The organism is Variovorax sp. WS11, assembly GCF_010499245.1.
GTDB lineage: Bacteria > Pseudomonadota > Gammaproteobacteria > Burkholderiales > Burkholderiaceae_C > Variovorax.
Window position 1 is genome coordinate 2,954,332 of record NZ_JAAGOW010000001.1, and the last position, 21,177, is coordinate 2,975,508.

The 21,177-nt window shown below is 69.3% G+C and carries 21 protein-coding genes and 1 pseudogene; 11 read left to right on the plus strand and 11 right to left on the minus strand.

What is annotated here, in order from left to right; all coding sequences use genetic code 11:
• Positions 1 to 11: 11 nt before the first annotated feature.
• Positions 12 to 896, minus strand: a complete 885-nt coding sequence (locus GXN78_RS14555) for a TauD/TfdA family dioxygenase (protein ID WP_106559464.1) — start codon at positions 894 to 896, stop codon at positions 12 to 14.
• A gap of 94 nt (positions 897 to 990) precedes the next feature.
• Here GXN78_RS14555 and GXN78_RS14560 point away from each other — a divergent pair, with 94 nt between their 5' ends.
• A complete protein-coding gene (locus tag GXN78_RS14560; protein WP_106559465.1) occupies positions 991 to 1,911 on the plus strand; it encodes a LysR family transcriptional regulator in 921 nt (306 codons plus the stop codon).
• A gap of 9 nt (positions 1,912 to 1,920) precedes the next feature.
• Here the strand turns inward: GXN78_RS14560 and GXN78_RS14565 are convergent, their stop codons facing one another.
• Positions 1,921 to 2,901 (minus strand): recombination-associated protein RdgC, encoded by a 981-nt coding sequence (locus GXN78_RS14565; protein WP_106559466.1) that lies wholly within the window; start codon positions 2,899 to 2,901, stop codon positions 1,921 to 1,923.
• A gap of 114 nt (positions 2,902 to 3,015) precedes the next feature.
• On the opposite strand from GXN78_RS14565, the gene GXN78_RS14570 reads away from it, so the two are divergent.
• Both GXN78_RS14570 and GXN78_RS14575 read left to right on the plus strand, forming a co-directional pair.
• Positions 3,016 to 3,954: a branched-chain amino acid transaminase gene (locus GXN78_RS14570; RefSeq protein WP_106559467.1), complete on the plus strand. Its 939-nt coding sequence runs from the start codon at positions 3,016 to 3,018 to the stop codon at positions 3,952 to 3,954.
• Positions 3,955 to 3,962: 8 nt separating this feature from the next.
• Positions 3,963 to 4,172 carry a zinc-finger domain-containing protein gene (locus GXN78_RS14575; protein WP_106559468.1) on the plus strand — a complete coding sequence of 70 codons (210 nt, stop codon included), beginning with the start codon at positions 3,963 to 3,965 and terminating at the stop codon, positions 4,170 to 4,172.
• Here the strand turns inward: GXN78_RS14575 and GXN78_RS14580 are convergent.
• The 9 genes and pseudogenes from GXN78_RS14580 to GXN78_RS14620 all read right to left on the minus strand — a co-directional run bounded on the left by GXN78_RS14580 (position 4,138) and on the right by GXN78_RS14620 (position 13,536).
• The gene (locus GXN78_RS14580) at positions 4,138 to 5,415 is read right to left on the minus strand and encodes an O-antigen ligase family protein (protein ID WP_106559469.1); all 1,278 of its coding nucleotides are present in this window, start codon (positions 5,413 to 5,415) and stop codon (positions 4,138 to 4,140) included. The two genes, GXN78_RS14575 and GXN78_RS14580, sit on opposite strands and share 35 nt — an antisense overlap.
• A 48-nt stretch (positions 5,416 to 5,463) precedes the next feature.
• Positions 5,464 to 6,648, minus strand: a complete 1,185-nt coding sequence (locus GXN78_RS14585; protein ID WP_106559500.1) for an ATP-binding protein — start codon at positions 6,646 to 6,648, stop codon at positions 5,464 to 5,466.
• 9 nt (positions 6,649 to 6,657) lie between these two features.
• Positions 6,658 to 7,374, minus strand: coding sequence for a response regulator transcription factor (locus GXN78_RS14590; protein ID WP_106559470.1), 717 nt, complete (start codon positions 7,372 to 7,374; stop codon positions 6,658 to 6,660).
• A 151-nt stretch (positions 7,375 to 7,525) separates the two neighbouring features.
• Complete coding sequence (locus GXN78_RS14595) at positions 7,526 to 9,154, minus strand: tryptophan 7-halogenase (protein WP_106559471.1); 1,629 nt, start codon at positions 9,152 to 9,154, stop codon at positions 7,526 to 7,528.
• A gap of 7 nt (positions 9,155 to 9,161) precedes the next feature.
• Positions 9,162 to 9,959: a beta-ketoacyl synthase chain length factor gene (locus GXN78_RS14600; protein ID WP_239142716.1), complete on the minus strand. Its 798-nt coding sequence runs from the start codon at positions 9,957 to 9,959 to the stop codon at positions 9,162 to 9,164.
• Between the two features lie 70 nt (positions 9,960 to 10,029).
• Positions 10,030 to 11,226, minus strand: coding sequence for a beta-ketoacyl-[acyl-carrier-protein] synthase family protein (locus tag GXN78_RS14605; RefSeq protein WP_239142717.1), 1,197 nt, complete (start codon positions 11,224 to 11,226; stop codon positions 10,030 to 10,032).
• An 87-nt stretch (positions 11,227 to 11,313) separates the two neighbouring features.
• Complete coding sequence (locus GXN78_RS14610) at positions 11,314 to 11,757, minus strand: type II toxin-antitoxin system VapC family toxin (RefSeq protein ID WP_106559473.1); 444 nt, start codon at positions 11,755 to 11,757, stop codon at positions 11,314 to 11,316.
• Between the two features lie 118 nt (positions 11,758 to 11,875).
• Positions 11,876 to 12,193, minus strand: coding sequence for an Arc family DNA-binding protein (locus GXN78_RS14615; protein WP_106559474.1), 318 nt, complete (start codon positions 12,191 to 12,193; stop codon positions 11,876 to 11,878).
• Positions 12,194 to 12,215: 22 nt separating this feature from the next.
• A pseudogene (locus GXN78_RS14620) lies at positions 12,216 to 13,536 on the minus strand (MFS transporter).
• A gap of 70 nt (positions 13,537 to 13,606) precedes the next feature.
• Between GXN78_RS14620 and GXN78_RS14625 the strand changes: the two are divergent.
• From GXN78_RS14625 to GXN78_RS14660, 8 genes are all read left to right on the plus strand, one after another.
• Positions 13,607 to 14,440, plus strand: a complete 834-nt coding sequence (locus GXN78_RS14625) for a M48 family metallopeptidase (protein WP_106559476.1) — start codon at positions 13,607 to 13,609, stop codon at positions 14,438 to 14,440.
• Between the two features lie 150 nt (positions 14,441 to 14,590).
• Positions 14,591 to 14,974, plus strand: coding sequence for an SDR family NAD(P)-dependent oxidoreductase (locus GXN78_RS14630; protein WP_106559477.1), 384 nt, complete (start codon positions 14,591 to 14,593; stop codon positions 14,972 to 14,974).
• Between the two features lie 75 nt (positions 14,975 to 15,049).
• On the plus strand, positions 15,050 to 16,783 hold the full coding sequence (gene atzF / locus GXN78_RS14635) for an allophanate hydrolase (protein WP_106559502.1): 1,734 nt from the start codon (positions 15,050 to 15,052) through the stop codon (positions 16,781 to 16,783).
• Complete coding sequence (locus GXN78_RS14640) at positions 16,780 to 17,778, plus strand: ABC transporter substrate-binding protein (protein ID WP_106559478.1); 999 nt, start codon at positions 16,780 to 16,782, stop codon at positions 17,776 to 17,778. Before atzF ends, GXN78_RS14640 begins: the two co-directional genes overlap by 4 nt.
• Positions 17,779 to 17,780: 2 nt before the next feature.
• Positions 17,781 to 18,617 carry an ABC transporter permease gene (locus GXN78_RS14645; protein ID WP_106559479.1) on the plus strand — a complete coding sequence of 279 codons (837 nt, stop codon included), beginning with the start codon at positions 17,781 to 17,783 and terminating at the stop codon, positions 18,615 to 18,617.
• On the plus strand, positions 18,614 to 19,447 hold the full coding sequence (locus GXN78_RS14650; protein ID WP_106559480.1) for an ABC transporter ATP-binding protein: 834 nt from the start codon (positions 18,614 to 18,616) through the stop codon (positions 19,445 to 19,447). The genes GXN78_RS14645 and GXN78_RS14650 overlap by 4 nt, the downstream gene beginning before the upstream one ends.
• 91 nt (positions 19,448 to 19,538) lie before the next feature.
• The gene (locus GXN78_RS14655) at positions 19,539 to 19,745 is read left to right on the plus strand and encodes an AtzG-like protein (RefSeq protein ID WP_164255474.1); all 207 of its coding nucleotides are present in this window, start codon (positions 19,539 to 19,541) and stop codon (positions 19,743 to 19,745) included.
• Entirely contained in the window at positions 19,742 to 21,169 is a 1,428-nt protein-coding gene (locus tag GXN78_RS14660; RefSeq protein WP_106559482.1) for an AtzE family amidohydrolase, read from the plus strand. The genes GXN78_RS14655 and GXN78_RS14660 overlap by 4 nt, the downstream gene beginning before the upstream one ends.
• The last annotated feature ends 8 nt before the right edge of the window (positions 21,170 to 21,177 follow it).

A 21,177-nucleotide genomic window follows, 5' to 3' on the forward strand; every position in this document is an offset into this window, starting at 1 on the left:
GCTGCATCCTTTCAGCGCACAGCATCGCCGGCGATCTGGGTCCGGTACATCAGCCGGCGCGCGCCCGGATCGAAGGAGTCCCGCCGATGCATCGTGCAGCTGTTGTCCCACATCATGACGTCGCCGACCTTCCAGACCTGGGTCCAGGTCAGCTCGGGGCGAGTTGCGTGGGCCCAGAGCTGGTCCAGCAGCGCCTCGCTTTCCTCGAGGTCCAAGCCGGCGATGTAGGCATTGCGGCGCCGTCCCAGCAGAAGGCAGGCCCGGCCGGTCACGGCATGCACGGACACGAGCGGATGCGTCGCACCCACGGTCTGGCGCGGATCGGTGTTGTCCGAAAAGCCCAGCCGCAGTTCGCCGGCGCTGTTGCGGCTTGCGTCGTGAACGCAACGCAGGTCGCGAATGCGCGACTGAAGCGTGGGATCGAGCGTTTCGTAGGCTCGGTACATGTTCGAAAAATGCGTGTCGCCGCCGGCCGGCGGCACTTCGACCGCATACAGGCAGGCGCCCTTGGGCGGGCGCTCGTTGTAGGTCATGTCCGCATGCCATACGGCCTCGCCGTCACCGAGTGCGCCCAGCGGCTTGCCCCCGACCTTCACGTTGGAGATGACCGTGATGGCGGGGGGCAGCGCGTCGTGCTCGACGCTCATCTTGCCGCTGGCGGTCGGGCGCTTGTCGAGCGTGCCGAAGTGCCTCGAGAACGCCACAAGGTTCTCCAGCGTGAGGCGCTTCTGGTTGCGAAAGCGCAGCACCAGGTGATCGGCCCATGCGGCCTTGATGGCATCGACCTGCGCGGGCGCAAGCGCCTCGTTCAGGTCGATCGAGCCGATATCTGCGCCCAGTGCCGCCCCACTGGGACTCACCGTTGGTGCGTGCGTGACCTCGATCGCGCTGCTCATGGTTTTTTCCTCTGTCGACTGAATGGATGACCGAAACATATCGGCAAGGCATTTATCAGACAATTTCTATTTTTAAATGTATTTATCCATCTGAATGATCAACGTTTCCCTGCGACAGATCGAGGTCTTCCTGGCCGTCTCCGCGACGCTGAGCTTCAGCCAAGCGGCTCGGCTGTGCCACCTCTCCCAGCCTGCCCTTAGCGCGAATGTGAAGCGCTTGGAGGAGGTGCTGGGTGCGCGCCTGTTCGACAGGCACACGCGCAAGGTGTCGTTGACCGCTGTGGGTGTGGAGTTTCTGAAGGCAGCATCCTCCGTGTCGGAGAACATCGAGGCCGCCCTGGCGCGGGTACAGGACTTCGTGTCCGGCAAGCGCGGCCGCCTTGTCGTGGCCGCTGCGCCCTCCATGGCGGCGACCTTCGCCCCGCGCGTGATGGCCAGGGTGGCTGCTGACCATCCCGAGCTCGATCTTGAGCTCCACGACGAACTCTCGGACCTCAGCGTCGACCTCGTTCGCCAAGGCACGGCCGACGTCGCGCTGGCGCCGGCCATGGATGACGCGTCGGACCTGACGCAGAAGCAACTGTTCCGCGACTACCTGGGCGTTGTCTGTCGGGCCGACCATCCGTTGGCGCGCCTGAAGACAGTGCAATGGCGCGATGTGCGGCCATACCCGCACATTGTCATGAACCGCAGCAGCAGCGTACGGCAGCTCGTCGACCAGCAGTTCGCACGCAACGGCGTCGGTCTGCGCCCCGCCTTCGAGGTCGCGCATGTCGGAACGATGCTGGGCCTGATCTCGGCCGATCTGGGCATCGGGGAACTGCCGGAGTCGTTCCTGCAGAACATCGACATGACGGGCCTGGTGTATCGCAGGATTGGGAGCAAAGCGACGTACCGCACGATCTGCGCCATTACCTCAAGGACGCGAAGCCCGTCACCGCTGCTCGCCGCCTTCCTCGAACATTGCGAGCAAGTTGCCAAGGAGGTCCTGCTCGAGCGTGGCAAGGCCTCGTAGCGCGCGAGTTCAGAACGGCGCGGTCTCGTCCACCAGCTCAGGCGGCGCAGACGCGTCGCTCGGTGCCGAGGGCTCGGCCGGGGCCGCGCCCAGCTGCATCTCGCCGCCCAAGGCCTCGATCAGCTCCGGCACCAGCTGCCCGAGCTCGCCGGTCGCGATCGCGGCATCTGCGTCGAAGTTGTCTTCCTTGGCCGAGCCCGGCGCGTCGTCGAGCGTGCCTTCGAGGAACACGATCTTGCGCAACTGCATGCCTTCGGTCAGTTCGAAGGACACGCGGTCGTCCCAGGTCATCGCCAGGCGGGTGGGGCGCTTGCCGTCGGCGATGTGCTGACGCACCTCCTCGATGTCCAGCGGGTGCTTGGCATAGCGCACCACGGCCTTCGACTCGTCGGTGGCCTTGAGCTCGCATTCGCGGTCGATGGTGAAGCCCGCCGGCGGCTCCTGCGTCGACAGCCAGTCCGACATGGCGACGGCCGGCTCCACCTGGGTATTGATCTGCGCTACCGCGAAGCCTTCCAGCGCCTTCACCAGGCTGGTCACGACCTCGTCGGCGCGCGCCGCATTGCTGGCGTTCACCACCAGCCGCCGCGCGGCCGGATCGATCCAGACCGCGATGCGCACATGGCGCGTGAAGGCCAGCGGCAGTAGCTCCTGCGTGATGTCTTCCTTGAGCTCCTTCTTTTCCTTCTTGCCCGGCTTGCGGCCGGTGGTGGCCTCGATCTGCGCGGCGCGCTCCTCGACCTTGCGGCGCACCACCGAGCCGGGCAGGGTCTTGCTCTCGATCATGTATTCGAGCAGCCACTGGCCGCCGACGGATTCGACCAGCGGCCCATGGTCCTCGCCGCGGGGCTCGGCCCAGCCGGCGGCCTTCTCCTGCGAGGGGCTGCAGGGCACGAAGCGAAAGGCATCCAGGCGCTGCTCGACGTCGGTGAGCGTTTGCGACCAAGTGGATTCGATGCGATAGACGATGACGTTCTTGAAGACGGACACGGAAACCCTTTTCCTGGCTGTTTGGCAAAGCCGAGCATTGTCGGCGGGACGAGCCCGGCCCGCGCCGTAAAATCGAAAGCTTTTGCGACTTCCCTTCCCCCAAAGGACAAAGACATGAGCGCGCTGCCCCCCGCACTGGACGATCGTGACGGAAAGATCTGGATGGACGGTGATCTCGTGGACTGGCGCGAGGCCAAGATCCACGTGCTGAGCCACACGCTGCACTACGGCTGCGGCGCTTTCGAGGGGGTGCGGGCCTACAAGACGGTCGACGGCACCGCGATCTTCCGCCTGGCCGAGCACACCGAGCGCCTGTTCAACAGCGCCAAGATCCTGCGCATGAAGATCCCCTTCTCGCCCGAGCAGCTCAACGAGGCGCAGAAGCAGGTGGTGCGCACCAACAACCTGGAGAGCTGCTACCTGCGCCCGCTGGTGTGGATCGGCTCCGAGAAGCTGGGCGTGAGCCCCAAGGGCAACCGCATTCACGCGATGGTCGCGGCCTGGGCCTGGGGCGCCTATCTCGGCGACGAGGGCATGAAGCGCGGCATCCGTGTCAAGACCTCGAGCTACACGCGCCACCACGTCAACATCACCATGACGCAGGCCAAGGCGGTGAGCAACTACAGCAACTCGATCCTCGCCAACATGGAGGCGCTGGACGACGGCTACGACGAGGCGCTGCTGCTCGACGCATCGGGCTTCGTGAGCGAAGGTGCGGGCGAGAACATCTTCGTGGTCAAGGGCGGCGTGGTCTACACGCCCGACCTGTCGGCCGGTGCGCTGAACGGCATCACGCGCAACACCATCCTGCACATCTGCAAGGACCTCGGCATCGAGGTGGTGCAGAAGCGCATCACGCGCGACGAGGTCTATATCGCCGAGGAAGCCTTCTTCACCGGCACCGCCGCCGAGGTCACGCCGATCCGCGAGCTCGACCGCATCGAGATCGGCCAGGGCTCGCGCGGCCCCGTCACCGAGAAGATCCAGAGCGCCTTCTTCGACATCGTGAACGGCCGCAATCCCAACTACGCCCACTGGCTCACCAAGGTCTGAGAGAAAAAATGAGTGCCAACGCCGTGATCGAACTGTCGGGCCAGGACCTGAACCACCAGGGCGGGGTGTTCTGCCCCAATCCCAAGGCCGACATGAAGCTGTGGAGCGCGCATCCCAAGGTCTACCTGGACGTGGCGCGCACCGGCGAGGCCAAGTGCCCTTACTGCGGCACGGTCTACCGGCTCAAGGCCGGCGAGGCTGTGGCGCATCGCCACTGAGGGCAGGCTCTGCCTGGCGGCGCGGCAGCAGCCCGCGCCATGAATCCCCCGGCTCCTGCGCCAGCCGCAGGTAGATCGTCGACATCCACAGCAGGCTGAGCCCGATCTGCGCATCGCGCAGTGCCGAGTTCGCATTGGTCGCGATCAGCGCGATCAGCTGCGCGGCGAAGGCATAGCGCCCGTAGAGATCGTCGCGCCGCCAGGCCACCCAGACGCCCGTCAGCATGATCGCCAACAGAGCCAGCGCGCCTGGAATGCCGGCCTGAGAGCCCATCCACAGGAAGTCGTTGTGCGGCATGTTGTAGTCGGCCAGCAGCTTGGGCCCGCGCAAATGCCACTGCTCGGTCCAGCCGCCGATGCCCCAGCCGGTGAAGGGCCGGTCGAGAATCATGCGGCCGGTGTCGCGGTACATGTAGTAGCGCACCACCCAACTGCCCTCTGACACGGCGCCGGCCTGCGCCTGCTCGAGTTCCTGCACGCCGAGCTCGAACTTCTGCTGCACCGCCGGCGAGTTCCACAGGCCCACGGCCACGATCGCGCCTCCCGCCATCAGCACCAGCGCCAGCACCTTGAGACGCCCGCGCCATTGATGGACGCAAGCCGCGGGGATGACCAGCAGCAGCGCCAGCAGCGAGGTGCGCGAGGGCAGGCTGAAGGTGATGATCACGATCACCGCCAGCGTCACTGCGAAGGCCGGCAGTGCGCGCAGCGGCCGGTGCTCCGACAGCGCCTGCAAGCCGAACACCGCCGCGGTCGCGCCCAGGATGGTGAAAAGCAGCGCGTTGCTGATGGACTTGTTGCCGATCAGGAAGATCACGCCGCGCCAGACCTCCAACACCGGGAAATACATCTTCAGGGCGACCGCCACCCAGAACATCGCGATCAGGACGATGTTGAAGAGTGCCATCAGCAGGAAGCCGCGCAGCGCCCAGATCGCCTCGTCGCGCGTAAGGGCCAGGGCCATGAGCACCGTGGCCGCGATGCGCAGCCCGTGCGCCAGGTTCGAGGGTGTCTGCGGATACTGCGGCTCGAGTGCCAGCACCACCAGCGTCCACACCACGTAGGCCACCACCGGCCACCACATCGGATTGCTGCGCAGCCGCTGCACGCGCGCGCGCCAGCCGCCGGCTGCGAGCAGGGCAGCGAGCATCAACAAGGCCGCGAGGTAGGGAACGCCGACCGGCATGAACACCGTCAGCCCCCAGAACATGGCTGCGGGGCGGACGAGTTGCGATCTCTGCATGGGGGCGAATTCTAGGGGGCGCTATTGCGCCCTTTCCTGACTTCCGCGTCAGTTCGGCAGCGCGATCACGAAGCTGGCCCCGCCGCCCGGCCGATCCTCGCAGCGCACGCTGCCGCCGTGCCGCTCGGTGATCGACTTCACCAGCGCGAGCCCGAGGCCCACGCCGCCGTTGCGCTCGCTCGCGCCCGGCAGGCGGTAGAAGGGCTCGAAGATGCGATCGCGCAGCGCCGCCGGCACACCGGGCCCCCGGTCGTTGACGCGGATCTCCGCCGCGCCCTGCCGATTGCCGAGCTCCACGCTGATCTCGCCTGCGCCATAGCGGCGCGCGTTCTCGAGCAGGTTGCGGATCGCGCGGCGCAGAAGGCGCGGCACGCCGCGCACGGTGAGGGCCTCGCTGCAGGCGCTCTCCGCCACGTCCAGCTCGGCATCGACTCGCGCGCACTCCTCGGCCGCCAGGCCGGTGAGGTCCACCGTCTCGATGGTGCCCATGTCGGCTTCCTTGGCGTCCAGCCGGCTGGCCAGCAGGATCTCGTCGATCAGCTGGTCGAGCTCGGCAATGTTGCGGGCGATTTCGTCCCGCGCGCTCGGGCTCGCCCGCTCACCGATCAATTCCAGCCCCATGCGGATGCGCGCGAGCGGCGAGCGCAGCTCGTGCGAGGCGTTGGCCAGCAGCGACTTGTGCGAGCGCACCAGTTCCTCGATGCGGGCCGCGGCGGCATTGAAGCGGTGGGAGAGGTCGGCCACCTCGTCCTGCCCTTCCTCCATCACGCGCGCCGACAGGTCGCCTTCGCCCCAGCGCTGCACGCCGCGCTGCAGCGCCTCCAGGCGCTTGGTGAGCCGCCGCACGATCGGGTAGACGCCCAGCGCCACCGCCATGCCGACCAGCGCCACCATCCAGCCCAAGCCGAAGGGCGTGCGCCAGGCTGCGAGGCCGCTGCTGCCCATCGGCCGGGCTCGCGGGGCCACGCGCAGCGACATCGAGCGGCCGTCCTCGAGCGTCACGTCGAACTCCAGTCCCTGGCCGGGCACGCGCACCGCGCTGCCGCTGCCGATGGCGCGGTCCTTGGTGTCGAGCACCACCACCTCGCGCGGCACGATCGACAGCCGTTCGCGTTCGTTCTCTGCGGCTTCCCGCACGATCCAGTTGGCGCACAGGGTGAGGATGACGACGCCGCCCACGACCGCGAGCCAGATGCGGACGTAGAGATGGCGTCGATACAGGTTGAGCAGCATGGCGCCCACCTAGTCTTGCTGCTTGGCGAAGACGTAGCCCACGCCGCGCACGGTCAGGATGCGCTTGGGGTTCTTGGCATCGACCTCGATCGCCGCGCGGATGCGGCCCATGTGCACGTCGATCGAGCGGTCGAAGGCCTCCAGCTCGCGGCCGCGCACGGCTTCCATGATCTGGTCGCGCGTGAGCACCCGGCCAGCGCGCTCGGCCATCGCGACCAGCAGGTCGAACTGGTAGGAGGTGAGGTCCGCCAGTTCGCCGCCGACGGTCACGCTGCGCGCGTTGCGGTCGATCTCGAGCGTGCCGAAGCGCATCACCGCGGCGGGCGCCGCCTCGCTGCCGCCTTCGCTGCGCCGCCGCAGCACGGCACGGATGCGCGCCAGCAGCTCGCGCGGCTCGAAGGGCTTGGGCAGGTAGTCGTCGGCGCCGATCTCCAGGCCGATGATGCGGTCCATCGGGTCGCCCTTGGCGGTGAGCATCAGCACCGACACCTTGGCCAGCGCGTGGTTGGGCAGGGCGCGGATGCGGCGGCAGACCTCGAGGCCGTCGGTGTCCGGCAGCATCAGGTCGAGGATCACCAGGTCGGGCGAGCGCTGCTGCAGCATCTCGAGCCCGCTGGCGCCGTCGAGGGCGTGATGGAAGCCGAAGCCGGACTGCGTGAGGTACTCGCCCACCATCTGGGCCAGGCGGGCATCGTCTTCGATCATCAGGAGTTGGGGTGTGCTCATCAGGGTCCTCGGCCGGCGCTCCCGCCGCTTTGTTCGGCCCGGCAGGAAGCCGGGGAATGCTGAAGCCTAGCGTCGCCGCAGGGCGACAAGCAGGCTTGAAGGGTCCGTAAAGTTGGCGTAAACCTCGCAGCCGGGCGTATCCATGGGGGCGTCACGCCGGGGCGAACAGCATGGGCGTCGTGGCCATGACGGGCGGCGCGGCACCACTGCGCTCGGCCAGGACGGCGCGCAGGGCCCGGCTGTCCAGGCCCGGGTGCTCGCCATCGGCGCGTTGCAGGATCTCGGCGGCGAGCACCTGCAACTGCTCGGCCGAGGCCCGCATGCGCGCCTGGAAGGCGGCGTCGTCCAGCCGGTCGCCCAGGCTCCGGTTGAGCTCGGCGAACCACGGCAGCGCGGCCTGGTCCAGCATCACGGCCGGGTTGCGCCTGGCGCTTTGCTTCGACCAGGCGCGCAGGAAGTCCTGCATCGCGAAGTTCAGGCGCTGGCAGTGCTGCAGCTCCTCGCGCAGGCTGCCCAGCAGCGCCAGGTCGGTCAGCCGCTGCTGGAAGAAGATCTGCGAGAGCACGCCCCAGTAGTAGGTGTAGTCCCAGATCACCTTCACCGGCAGCACCTCCGGATCGCCGAACAGCGCGTACTGGTCGGTGTAGAGCGCGAGCGTGCTTTCGTAGAAGGAGTGGTAGATCTGGTCGTAGAGCCGGGCGCGCGCCTCCACCGAACGGCCGGCGCGGTCGTGCGCGACCAGGTCGGCGATGTAGGTGTTGCTCATCGCGATGAAGTCGCTTCCCGGCGAGTAGAAGGGGTCGAGGAAGAGCCCCGCCTCGCCGGTCAGCGCCCAGCGCTGTCCCGAGAACACCTGCTTGCAGCCGTAGGAGAAGTCGCGGAAGAAGGCGAAGTCCTGCAGCAGGTGGCGCTTGCTGTCGAGCTCGTCGAAGAGGCGCGGCTGCCAGGTGCGGAACCATTCCATCGCCTTGTCGAAGCTGTCCATGGTCTCCAGCGGATGCTGCCGCGGGTCGGCCACGATGCCGACCGAATGCGAGCCCGAGGCCAGCGGGATCAGCCAGACCCAGTAGCCGGTGCCGACCAGGTGGTTGGTCGACAGCCAGCGCGCCTGCGGCTCACATCGCTCGCGCCACTCGGCGCTGTCGGACCAGTGGTCGATGGTGATGCGATCGCCGATGCGGAACCAGGCCGCGTTGCAGAGATGCGCGTTGGGCTGCGCGAGCCCCAGCTTGCGCTTGAGCAGGCCGGCACGGCCGCAGGCGTCGACCAGCCAGCGGGCGTGGACGGCGTGCGTCTCGCCCTCCCGGGTCCATTCGAGCCGGTGCGGCGCCTGGGCGTCTTCGGCCAGGTCGATGCGGCGCACCAGCGCCCCGTCGATGAAGCGCACGCCGGCGCGCGTGACCTCCTCGGCCAGGAAGTTCTCGAAGATGCCGCGGTCGATCTGGTAGCTGGGCACCGAGAGGTAGCGGCTGGCGCCGATCTCGGTCACCTGGTCGATGTCGCGCCGGCCCTCGCTGAAGAAGAAGCGGAAGCCGAACTTGCGCAGCTGGGCGCCCTGCATGTGGGCCTTCAGGCCCAGCACCGTGTCGAAGTAGTGCGCGCCGATCTCCACCGAGGACTCACCGACCTTGTGCGCGGCGTGCGGCACCGGATGGGCGCGGCGCTCCAGCACCAGCACGTCGATGTCATCGAAGCGCCGCTTGAGCTGCAGCGCGAGCGTGAGCCCCCCGAGCCCTCCGCCCATGATGACGACATCGTGGTGGGAGAGCTTCGTGTTCATGGCCTGATCAGCCCTGCGGCTCCAGCCGCAGCCGCAGCGCCAGGCGGGTGCCCAGCGGCAGGTCCAGCGATTCCGGTTCGGCGCGTGCCAGCGCTTCGTAGAAGGGCAGCGCATCGGCCATCGCGTTGGCCTTCAGCGCCGTCGCCGCCTCCGACAGCGGGCGCTGCGGCGCCGGCTCGCCGGCGGCCAGCGACCACTCCATGGCCGCCACCGTGCGCTCGCTGCGCGTGGGCGCGACCACCAGGGCCACGGCCAGCAGCTCGCGGCTCTTGATCACCGAGCCCAGGGCGCCGACCGACGGGATGTCGAAGCCGGCCAGCAGCACCGCCTGCCGGTCGGCCGCGCATTGCGTCGCGGCTTCCAGCAGGCCGGCCGCGAAGCTGTGCTCGTAGGCGGCCAGCGAATTGCTCGCGGCCGTGCAGCCGGTGCCGATGGTCCAGTAGCCGACTGCGGCGTTGTGCACCGAGTTGTGGAACTTGATCGGCGACAGCAGCTTGGGGTCGCTCGCGAGCGTGGCGGACATGTAGTCGTTGATGCCCAGGTCGCCGTGCGCCGAGGCGAACACGCAGGGCAGGTCCTTCGCCGCGCGGCCCGAGGCCTCGACCGCGGCGGCCGCGACCTCGAGCGCCAGCGCGACCGTGTCGGGGGCGCGCCGCCGCTCGGCCGGCGCCAGCATCTGGGGCGAGGGCCGCTTGGCCGGTGGATCGGCCGGCGCCGCCTCGCCGCGGAAGACCGCGCGGGCGCTGTGCCAGCCGGGCAGTGTGGCGGCCCAGAAGGCAGGACCTTCGATAAAAAGGGTAGGCATCCTGGCGCTCATAAGGCCACCTCCGCGCTACGCGCTGCGGTGCTATTCGACTTGGGAGCGGTCCGGCATCTCATGCTGCCGCCCCCTTGCCGAACAGCAGCGCGCAGTTGTTGCCGCCGAAGCCGAAGGAATTGGAGAGCGCATAGCGCACCTCGCCGTGCGCGGGCTGCAGCCGGATCTGCGGGCCGCAGCCGGGATCGGGCACGGTGGTGTTGACGGTGCCCGGCATCAGCCCGCGCTCGATGGCCAGCAGGCTGATCACCGCCTCGACGATGCCGGCCGCGCCCAGCGTGTGGCCGGTGAAGCCCTTGGTCGAGCTGGCATGGGTGCCGGGCGGGAAGCGGCGCGCCACCAGCGCGCCCTCGACCTCGTCGTTCTTGGCGCTGGCCGTGCCGTGCATGTTGATGTAGTCGATGGCCTCGGCCGTCAGGCCGGCGCGCGCCAGCGCGTCGTCGAGCGCCCGCTCGGCGCCCAGGCCTTCCGGGTGGGGCGTGGACATGTGGTGCGCGTCGCTTGCCTCGCCGTAGCCCAGCAGCTCGAGCCGGCCCGGGCCGCGCTCCAGCAGCGCGAAGCCCGCGGCCTCGCCCAGGCTGATGCCGTTGCGCTCGGCGTCGAAGGGGCGGCAGGGCTCGGGCGAGACCAGCTCGAGCGAGTTGAAGCCGAACAGCACGCTGCCGCACAGCGTGTCGACCCCGCCCACCACGGCCGCGTCGACCAGGCCCAGGCGGATCAGCCGCTCGGCCGAGGCGAAGACCTTGGCGCTGGAGGAGCAGGCGGTGGAGATGGTTTCGGCCGGCCCTTCGAGGCCCAGTGCCTCCTGCACGAACATCGCGAGCGAGTGCGGCGTGTGGACGCGCGGGCGGCGCTGGTCTTCCGGGAAACTGCCGTCGGCGTCGAGCTGCGTGTAGGCCAGCTCGGTCTCGCCGATGCTCGAGGTGGAGGTGCCCAGGATCAGGGCGATGCGTGCCGGCCCGTAGCGCTTGCGCGCCGCGGCCACCGCCTCGATGAAGCCGTCGGCCTGCAGCCCGAGCCAGGCCAGGCGGTTGTTGCGGCAGTCCCAGGACGCCAGGTCTTCGGGCAGGCTGATGTCTTCGAGGCCGTCGACGCGGCCGATCCAGGTGGGCAGCGGTGTGGCGCCGAAGTCGTTGGCGCGCAGGCCGCTCTTCGATTGTTCGAGCGCGCTGAGCAGGGGGTCCTTGCCGACACCGACGGCCGAGGTTGCGGTGAAGGCGCTGATCTGGAGGGGAGGGATGCGGGAGGGCGGCACGGTAAAGCGGTGATGCAGGACGTGAAAAACGTCACAGCCTACCAGCTACTTCCCCCGTCGAGGGGCCGTGAATGTCCTACGGCGTCGTCAGGACAAGGTGCCCAGGTGCGCCTGGGCCGCCTCGGCGAGCCCGCGGTCGAAAGTGGCGAGCGGCGCCCTGAGCTCGGCGGCCAGCCAGAGGTAGGCGGCGTCGTAGGCGCTAAGCCCGTAGCGTGTCGCCAACTCGTACTGGGCGATCAGGTCCACGGGATGAAGGTCGATGTCGGAAGCGGCGTAGTCGCGCAGCGCCTGCGCGAACGCCTCGGCCGGCCCGTCCTTTCGCCCCTTCTTGAGGGCGACGCTCACGATCTCGTGGTCGAGCAGGTTGGGGGCATGCAGGCTGCGGCCGACCAACCGCGCCAGGGCTTCGTCGCGCGCCGGCTCGTCGAAGAGGATGGCGCTCAGCGCGCTGCAATCCACCACGATCGGCGGGCGCACGCTGAAGGCCGCCGGCGGCTCGGCAACGTAGAAGGCCGGCGCCGGAGCGCTCATAAGGCAAGCTCCGCGCTACGCGCTGCGGTGCTATTCGCGTTGGGGGCGGCCCGGCGGCTCACTGGAGTACCTTCGCCTTCGGCTACGGTGCTATTCGCCTTGGGAGCGGCCCGACGGCTCATCGGGCGTCGCGCTCGGCGCGAATGATGTCCACCGCGTCGGGCCCGCTGCGGATGGGTTGCGGGAAGCGAGCCCGGTGTTCGGCTGCGATCTGCTCGATGGTCTTGCTGCCGCGCCGCAGGATCGGCCGGCCACTCCAGCCGACGCCGACGACGGCTGGGCGCGGCAGGGGCGCAGCGACCTGCTCAGGCTCACGGACGGCCTGCTCGATGATGGCCATCAGCTCCCCCTGCAGCGACCGATGGTTGCGCGCCGCGCGCTGCCGCAGCCGCTCTGCCAAATCGTCGGGTACGTCCTTGACCGAAAGATTCGCCATAGGCGCCTGCAAAATGGAGCCATTATGGCGCCGATACGGATGCGGCGCCAGCCCGTCGGGCCGGGGCATTCCGCGCCGCCAGCGCCACCAGCAGCAGCACCGGCACGCCCAGCGCCGCCGTGCCCGTGAAGAAGGCGTGGTAGCCGTAGGCGTCCACGAAGGCGCCGGAATAGCCGGCGATGAACTTGGGCAGCAGCAGCATCAGCGAGCTGAACAGCGCGTACTGCGTGGCGGAATAGCTGACGTTGGTCAGGCTCGACAGGTAGGCGATGAAGGCCGCCGAGGCGATGCCTCCCGCCAGGTTGTCGGCCGAGACCACCAGCACCAGCGCCGTCAGGTCGTGCCCGCGCGAGGCCAGCCCGGCGAACAGCAGGTTGCTGGCCGCGCTCAGCACCGCGCCCAGCATCAACACCCGCATCACGCCCAGCCGCATCGAGAGCACGCCGCCCACGAAGGCGCCCACCAGTGTCATCACCACGCCGTAGATCTTGCTGACCGTGGCCACCTCGTCCTTTGTGAAGCCCATGTCGACGTAGAAGGGGTTGGCCATGATGCCCATCACCACGTCGCTGATGCGGTAGACCGCGATCAGCGCCAGGATCAGCGCCGCCTGCCAGCGGTAGCGGCGGAAGAAGTCGGCGAAGGGCTCGATGAGCACGCTCTCCAGCCACTCGGCCGCGTTCTTCGCCTTCGGCAGCGCCACCCGTGCCGGCTCGGGGGACAGCAGCACCGTGAGCACGCCCACCGCCATCGAGGCGGCCATTGCGAGGTAGGCGGTCTTCCAGGCACTGTCTTGGTAGCCGGCGCTGCCGGCGAGCTCGGCCCAGGCCGCGATCCACAGCACGCCGGCGCCGGCCCAGATCATCGCGAGCCGGTAGCCGGTCTGGTAGGCCGCCGCGAGCGCAGCCTGCTTGCGCGTGGCCGCCGATTCGATGCGGAAGGCATCCAGCGCGATGTCCTGCGTGGCCGAGCCGAAGGCCACCAGCAGGGCGCACCACACCAGCGGCGCAAGCCCAGCGCGCGGATCGTTGAAGGCCATGCCCACCAGCCCGGCGATCACGATCATCTGCGCCAGCAGCAGCCAGCCGCGGCGCCGGCCGAGCAGCGTGGTCAGCGGCGGCACCGGCATCCGGTCCACCAGCGGCGCCCACACCCACTTGAAGCCATAGGCGAGGCCCACCCAGCTCAGGTAGCCGATGGTGGTGCGGTCGATGCCGGCCTCGCGCAGCCGGAAGCTGAGCGTGCCCAGCACCAGCAGCAGGGGCAGCCCCGCGGAGAAGCCCAGCGCGAGCATGCGCAGGTCGCGGGTTCGAGGACACCTTGAGCGCATCGCGCCAGGGCAGGGCGGGGGAGTCTGGTCAGCCGGGGTAAGGGGGCATGAAGGAATGTCTTTGGCTCTCTTATTATTCCCGCATGTGCCTGCACTGCCCCTCTCGCTCCGGTCCCTGGCAGGGTCGCCGTGCCTTTCTGCTCGCCGCAGCAGCTGCGGCGGCCACGCCGGCGCTGGCGCAGGTGGAGGTCGGCAAGTCCTCGGTTGCGCGCAACCTGGTGCCGGCCGAGAACGTCGAGCAGGCCGGCGTGCAGCAGTACGGCCAACTGCTGGCGCAGGCCAAGGCCAAGGGCGCACTGGCCGGCGACGGCAATCCGCAGCTGCAGCGCCTGCGCACGATCGCGGCGCGCACCATTCCCTTCGCGGCCCAGTGGAACGAGCGCGCCGCGCGCTGGAAGTGGGAGATCAACCTGATCGGCAGCAAGCAGATCAACGCCTTCTGCATGCCGGGCGGCAAGATCGCCTTCTTCACCGGCATCCTCGACCAGCTCAAGCTCACGGACGACGAGGTCGCGATGGTCATGGGCCACGAGATGGCGCATGCGCTGCGCGAGCACGCGCGTGCGCGACTGGCCAAGAGCGCCGGCACCGGCGCGGCGCTGTCGATCGGTGCCCAGCTGCTCGGGCTGGGCCAGGCCGGCGACCTGGCCGCGCGCGCCGGCACGCAGCTGCTCACCCTCAAGTTCAGCCGCACCGACGAGACCGACGCCGACCTGGTCGGGCTCGAGCTCGCCGCGCGCGCCGGCTACGACCCGCAAGCCGCGGTGTCGCTGTGGAAGAAGATGGGGCAGGCCTCGAAGAGCCAAGGCGGGTTGAGCTTCCTGTCGACGCACCCGAGCGGACCCGACCGGATCGCCAAGCTCGAGGCCAACGTGCCCAAGGTCGAAGGGCTCTATCGCGCGGCCAAGCGGAGCTAGATCGAGCGCGCTCCCGGCTCCCCACTTCGCCTTTGCAGGATCGGGCAAGAAGCGCCCCCGAATCGGCTACCGCCTGCAGCCACCTCGTTCCTAGACTTCGTTCCTGTCCTCGTCGCACTTGCGCCGAGGGCCTTCTTCAAGGAGCGCAGCATGTCGGGAATCCAGGAACAAGTCGTCGCCATCACCGGCGCCAGCAGCGAGGTCGGTGAAGCCGCCGCCAGGCTGCTGGCCGGGCGCGGTGCCAAGGTGATGCTGGGCGCGCTCGGGATCGGCCGGCTGTATGCGCTCGCCCACGAGATCGTCGAGGCCGGCGGCTCGGCGCACTACCAGGCGCTCGACGTCACGCAGCCCAAGAGCATGCAATGCTTCATCGACGAGGCCACCGAAGTCTTCGGCCGCGTCGATGTGATCGTCCATGTGGCCTCGCCCGCCCCGGCCATCCATTCGCGTGAGTCGAAGCGCGACTGTCGGCACATCGCCATCTCGTCCGGCGCCAGCCCGGGCGCCATCGTTCTCGCAATCGAAGGGCACTGATCCTCCCTCAGAGGGACCCGCTCTGCTGGCACGCAGCTTGCATCTCGTCTTGTACACAAGACAGGATGCTTGATGATGGTGCATGAAACAGCCTCGCCGCGCGGCAAGGCCCCGGCGCTGGACGGTGAAGCGGCTGCCGCGCAGGCCTGGATCGCGCGCATCGATCCGCCGCTGCCAGGCGCCGGGCACGGCCCGCTCGCCGGGCTGCGCTTCGCGGCCAAGGACAACATCGATGTCGCCGGTGTGCCCACCACCGCCGCCTGCCCGGCCTTCGCGCGCACGCCGGCCGCCCATGCACATGTGGTGCAACGGCTGCTCGATGCCGGTGCAAGCCTGGTCGGCAAGACCAACCTCGATCAGTTCGCCTGCGGCCTCAACGGCACGCGCTCGCCCTACGGCGCCGTGCCCAACAGCTTCGATGCGCGCTATGTGAGCGGCGGATCGAGCTCCGGCTCGGCCTATGCGGTCGCCGCCGGCGAGGTGGACTTCGCGCTGGGCACCGACACCGCGGGCTCGGGCCGCGTGCCGGCCGGGCTCAATAACATCGTCGGGCTCAAGCCCTCGCGTGGCCTGATCAGCGCGCGCGGCGTGGTGCCGGCGGCGCAGAGCGTGGACTGCGTGTCGATCTTCGCGCCGACCGTGGGCCTGGCGGTGCGCGTGCTGCAGGCGGCGATGGGCTTCGACGCCGAAGACCCGTACGCACGCCGCCTCGCACTCGCCTCGCGGCCGCTGCCGGCGCGCTTCCGCTTCGGCGTGCCGCGTGCGCCGCGCTTCTTCGGCGACGCGCTGTCGGCCGCCGCCTTCGAGCGTTCCCTCGGGCAGATGCGGGCCCTGGGCGGCGCGCCCGTCGCCATCGACTACGCACCGCTCGCGGAGGCCGCCGCGCTCCTCTACGACAGTGCCCTGGTGGCCGAGCGCTATGCCGCCGTGCGCAGTTTCTTCGATGGCAACGAGGAGGCCGTCATCGAGCCGGTGCGCGGCATCCTCGCTGCGGGCCGGCGCTACAGCGCGGCCGACTTCGTCGATGCCCGCACGAAGCTCCACGCACTGGGCCAGCGCGCGGCCGCAATGTGGGAGGACATCGACATGCTGCTGGTGCCCACCGCGCCCGCGCACTACACCATCGAGGTGATGCGCGCGGCGCCGGTCGCGCTCAACCGCAACCTCGGCGAGTACACCAACTTCGTCAACCTCCTCGACTACGCGGCGCTCGCGGTGCCCGCCGAACTGCGCGAGGACGGGCTGCCCTTCGGCATCACCCTGATCGGGCCCTGCGGCAGCGATCTGCAGCTGGCCGAGCTGGGCCAGCGCTTCCATCACGCCACCGGCCTGACCCAGGGCGCCACCGGCCGGCCGCTGCCGGCGCCCGAGGTGCTGCCGCTCGCGCCGCCGGAGCCGCTGGTGAAGCTCGCGGTCGTCGGCGCGCATCTCTCGGGCATGCCCTTGAACGGCCAGCTCGTCGAGCGCGGCGCCACGCTGGTGGCGCAGACCGCCACCGCGCCGCAGTACCGGCTCTATGCGCTGCCCGGCACGGTGCCGCCCAAGCCCGGCCTGGTGCGCGTGGCGCCGGCGCAGGGCGCGTCGATCGCACTCGAGGTGTGGCAGATGCCGCTCGCGCACTACGGCAGCTTCGTCTCGCTGATCCCCGCGCCGCTGGGCATCGGCACGCTCGCGCTGGCCGACGGCAGCAGCGTGCAGGGCTTTCTCTGCGAAGCGCTGGCGCTCGAGGGCGCCGAGGACATCACGCACCTGGGCGGCTGGCGCCGCTACATCGAATCCCGCCAAGCTTCACAAGGAGTTCCCTCATGAGTACACCCCGACCGATCTCCGGCGCTTCGCGGCGCCGCGTGCTGCAAGCCGGTGCGGCAGGCATCGCCGCGCTGGCGGCGCCGGCCGTGCTGGCCCAGGCTGCGCCGAAGATCCGCATCGGCTACTGGCCCGTGGCGGCCGGCCTGCCCTTCTTCGCCGCGGTGGACCGCGGCTACTTCAAGGAGGCCGGGCTCGAGGTGGAGCCGCTCAAGTTCGCCGGCGCGCAGCAGGTGATGGAGGCGATGCTCTCGGGCCGCTCCGACGGCAGCTCCAACGGCACCGGCTCCGCCAACCTGGCCATCGGCGAGATCGCGCAGCCGGGGCTCTTCAAGATCTTCTGCACCAATCCGAGCAACGCCAAGTTCGTGCTCGACGAATTCATCGTCGCCAAGGACAGCCCGGTCAAGAGCATGGCCGAGCTCAAGGGCAAGAAGGTGGCCTCGGGTCCGGGCATCCAGAACATGACGCTGTGCAAGACCATGCTGGAGCGTGCGGGTGCCACGGGCGCGGCCGTTTCCGAGCTGCCGATCGGCCAGCACGTGGCCGCGCTGGTGGCGGGCCAGGTCGACGCCTGCTACACACTCGAGCCCACGGGCACCGTGGGCCGCATGAACGGCACCACGCGCGTGCTGGAGGCCGGCGTTGTCGCCAAGTACATCCTCGGCGATCCGATGGCGCCGTGGCATGGCGGCGCCGCGAGCCTCACGAGCGAGTTCATCAAGAAGAACCCCGAGGCGGCGAAGAAATACATCGCCGCCTATGCGCGCGGCATCGAGCTGGTGCGCACCAAGCCCGAGGAGGCGCGCGCGCACATGAAGGGCTACACCGCGATCGAGGGCGCGCTCACCGCCGAGGTGCCGCTGGCCTCCTACATGCTCTACAACGAATTCAAGCCCAGCGACCTGGCGTACTTCCAGAAGTTCTACGACCTGTTCACCGAAAAGGGCATCTTCGAGAAGAAGGTGGCGGTGGACGGGTTGATTTACCGGGGCTGAGCATGGCCGACGCGAATCCCAGTTCCGCGGCCGGTGCGGCCTGGTCGCCGCCTGCCGGCGCCGTCGCGCCGATGGCAGCGAAGAAGTTGTCCTGGACCCCCTGGCTGCCGGCGATCGGCCCCGTGGTGCTCTTCATCCTCTGGGACCTGGTCGTTCGCCTGGGCTTCATCAAGCCCATCCTGCTGCCCACCCCGGCGGACACGCTGGCCGCGCTGATCACCGGCCTCGCGGGCGGCCCCTTGCTCACCGACTTCGCGGTCACGGTCTGGCGCACCCTGCAGGCCTTCCTGATCGCCGCGGCCATCGGCGTGCCGCTGGGCGTGCTGCTGGGGAGCAACGAAAAGGCGTATCGCAGCGTCGAGTTCCTGATCGACTTCTTCCGCTCCACGCCCTCGTCGGCGCTGATCCCGCTGTTCCTGTTGATCTTCGGCGTGTCGGACATCAACAAGGTCGCGATCGCAGCCTTCGGGGCCCTGCTGATCGTGGTCTTCAACAGCGCCTACGGCGTGATCAACGCGCGCAAGCAGCGGGTGATGGCGGCGCGGGTGATGGGCGCCTCGCGCTGGCAGATCTTCAAGGACGTGCTGGTGTGGGAGAGCCTGCAGCCTTCCTTCGTCGGCCTGCGCTCGGCGGTCTCGATGGCGCTGGTGATCGTCATCGTTGCCGAGATGTTCATCGGCTCCGACAACGGGCTGGGCCACCGCATCATCGACGCGCAGCAGGTGCTCAACGTCAAGAGCATGTATGCGGCCATCCTGGCGGCCGGGGCGCTGGGCTATGCGCTCAACATCCTCTTCCTCGTGGCCGAGCGCCGCATCGTGCACTGGAGCGGACGATGAGAGCCGTCAACGACACCGTCATCAACGGCCCGGTCTACGCCGACGTGCCCAGGCCCGCCTTCCAGCCCGGCCCGGCCGGCACGCACATCACCATCCGCGGCCTCACCAAGCATTTCGCCGGCTGGCCGCTGTACGAGAACTTCGATCTCGACATCCCGAAGAACCGCATCGTCTCGGTCTTCGGTCCCAACGGCTGCGGCAAGTCCACGCTGATCAACATGATCGCGGGGCTGATCCCCATCGACGCCGGTGAGATCCTGTTCGACGGCAAGTCGCTGAAGGACACCAAGATCGGCTACGTGTTCCAGAACTACCGCGAGGCGATGTTCCCGTGGATGCGCACCATCGACAACATCGCCTATCCGCTGAAGCTGGAAGGCCGCTCCAAGGCGGAGGTCGACCGCCGTATGGCGGAGCTGGTGGCCTCCTTCGACGTCAAGTTCGACCTGCACCGCTACCCGTACGAGCTCTCGGGCGGCCAGCAGCAGACCGCCTCGATCATGCGGGCGCTGGCGCCGAACCCCGAGGTGCTGTTCCTCGACGAGCCTTTCTCGGCGCTCGACTTCGAGATGACGCTGTTCATCCGCGAGAAGCTGCAGGAGGTCTTCATGCAGACCGGCACCACCATGCTGCTCGTCTCTCACGATCTGGAGGAGGCGGTGTACCTGGCCGACCAGGTGCTGCTGCTCACCAAGCGGCCGACGCGAGTGGCCGAGATCCTCGAGTACGGCGATGCGCGCCCGCGCACCCTCGAGACGCTGAGCGCGCCCAGCTTCGTCGCCACGAAAAAGCTGAGCCTCGAAATCTTCCAGCGCGAAGTGCGCCGCTGACATGCGTGCTCCTGCAGGCCTCGCCTACTTCGTGTCGCTTCCTGGCACGGTCTTCGCGTAGGTGATGCAACGAGACGAGAGGACAGCCGCCATGACACCCAAGCAGATCGAGGCCTATGTCGACGCCGCCGCAGCCGCGCTGGACCTGCGCTTGCGGCCGGACCACCGCGCCGGTGTGCTGCGCTACTTCGAACTGGCGGCCGAGTTCGCGGCCGTCGTCGAGGCGGTGCCGCTCAGTCCCCACGACGAGACGGCGGTGCACTTCTCTCCGGTGCCCCCGACGGAGCCGCGCGAATGACGCCGGCCGCGCTGCTGCTGAAGGATGCCGCGGCGATGGCGCAGGCGGTGCGCTCGGGCGCGGTGAGCGCGGTCGCGCTGGTGCAGGCCAGCCTGGAGCGCATTGTCGCCACCGACGCGCGCGTCAACGCCTTCACCGACGTGGTTCGCGAGCGCGCCCTGCGGCGCGCCCGCCAGGTCGATGCTTCGCTGGCCTCCGAGCACGGCGTGCGCACGCGCGAGCTGCCGCTCCTGGGCGTGCCCTTCGCGGTCAAGAACCTGTTCGACATCGCCGGCCTGCCGACGCTGGCCGGCTCGAAGATCGAGCGCGAGCGCGAACCCGCGCGCGGGGACGCCACGCTGGTGCGCCGCCTCGAGAGCGCCGGCGCGGTGCTGGTCGGCGCGCTCAACATGGACGAGTACGCCTACGGCTTCACGACCGAGAACAGCCATGTCGGCGCCACCCACAACCCGCACGACCTGGAGCGCATCGCGGGCGGCTCCTCGGGCGGCTCGGGTGCCGCGGTGGCGGCCGGCCAGGTGCCGCTGGCGCTCGGCTCCGACACCAACGGCTCGATCCGCGTGCCGGCCTCGCTCAATGGCGTGTTCGGGCTCAAGCCCACCTTCGGCAGGCTGCCGCGCACCGGCAGCTACCCCTTCGTCTCCAGCCTCGACCACCTCGGTCCCTTCGCCCGCACGGCGCGCGACCTGGCCCTGGCCTACGACGCGATGCAGGGCCCGGAGCGGCTGGCGCCACGCGATCCCGGCTGCGCGCAGCGGCCCGTCGAGCCGCTCCTCACCTCGCTGTCGCGCGGGGTGCAGGGCCTGCGCATCGGCGTGCTGGGCGGCTGGTTCCGGGAACGGGCGCTGCCCGAGGCGCTGGCGGCCGTCGATGCCGTGGCAGTGGCGCTGGGCGCGGTCCGGACTGTCGAGCTGCCGATGGTCGAGGCCGGGCGCGCCGCCGCCTTCCTCATTACCAATGCCGAGGGCGCGGCGCTCCATCTGCACGATCTGCGTACCCGAGCGCAGGACTTCGAGCCGCTGTCGCGCGACCGCTTCCTGGCCGGCGCGCTGCTGCCGGCAGTCTGGGTGGCGCGCGCCCAGCGCGTGCGCCGGCTCTACGCCCAGCAGGTGGCGCGCGTGTTCGAGCGCTTCGACATCCTGCTGGCCGCGGCCACGCCCTGCGCCGCGACGCCGATCGGCGCGGAGTGGATCGAGCTGAACGACCAGCGCCTGCCGCTGCGCGCCAACATGGGCGTGCTGACCCAGCCCATCTCGTGCATCGGTCTGCCGGTCTGTGCGGTTCCGGTGTGGGGTGCGCATGCGAGCCTCCCGATCGGCGTGCAGGTCATCGGCGCGCCCTGGCGCGAGGACCTGGTGCTGCGCGTGGCCGCGGCGCTCGAATCGGCCGGCGTGGTGCAAGCCCCGGTCGCCAGGCTGGGATGAGCGAGTCC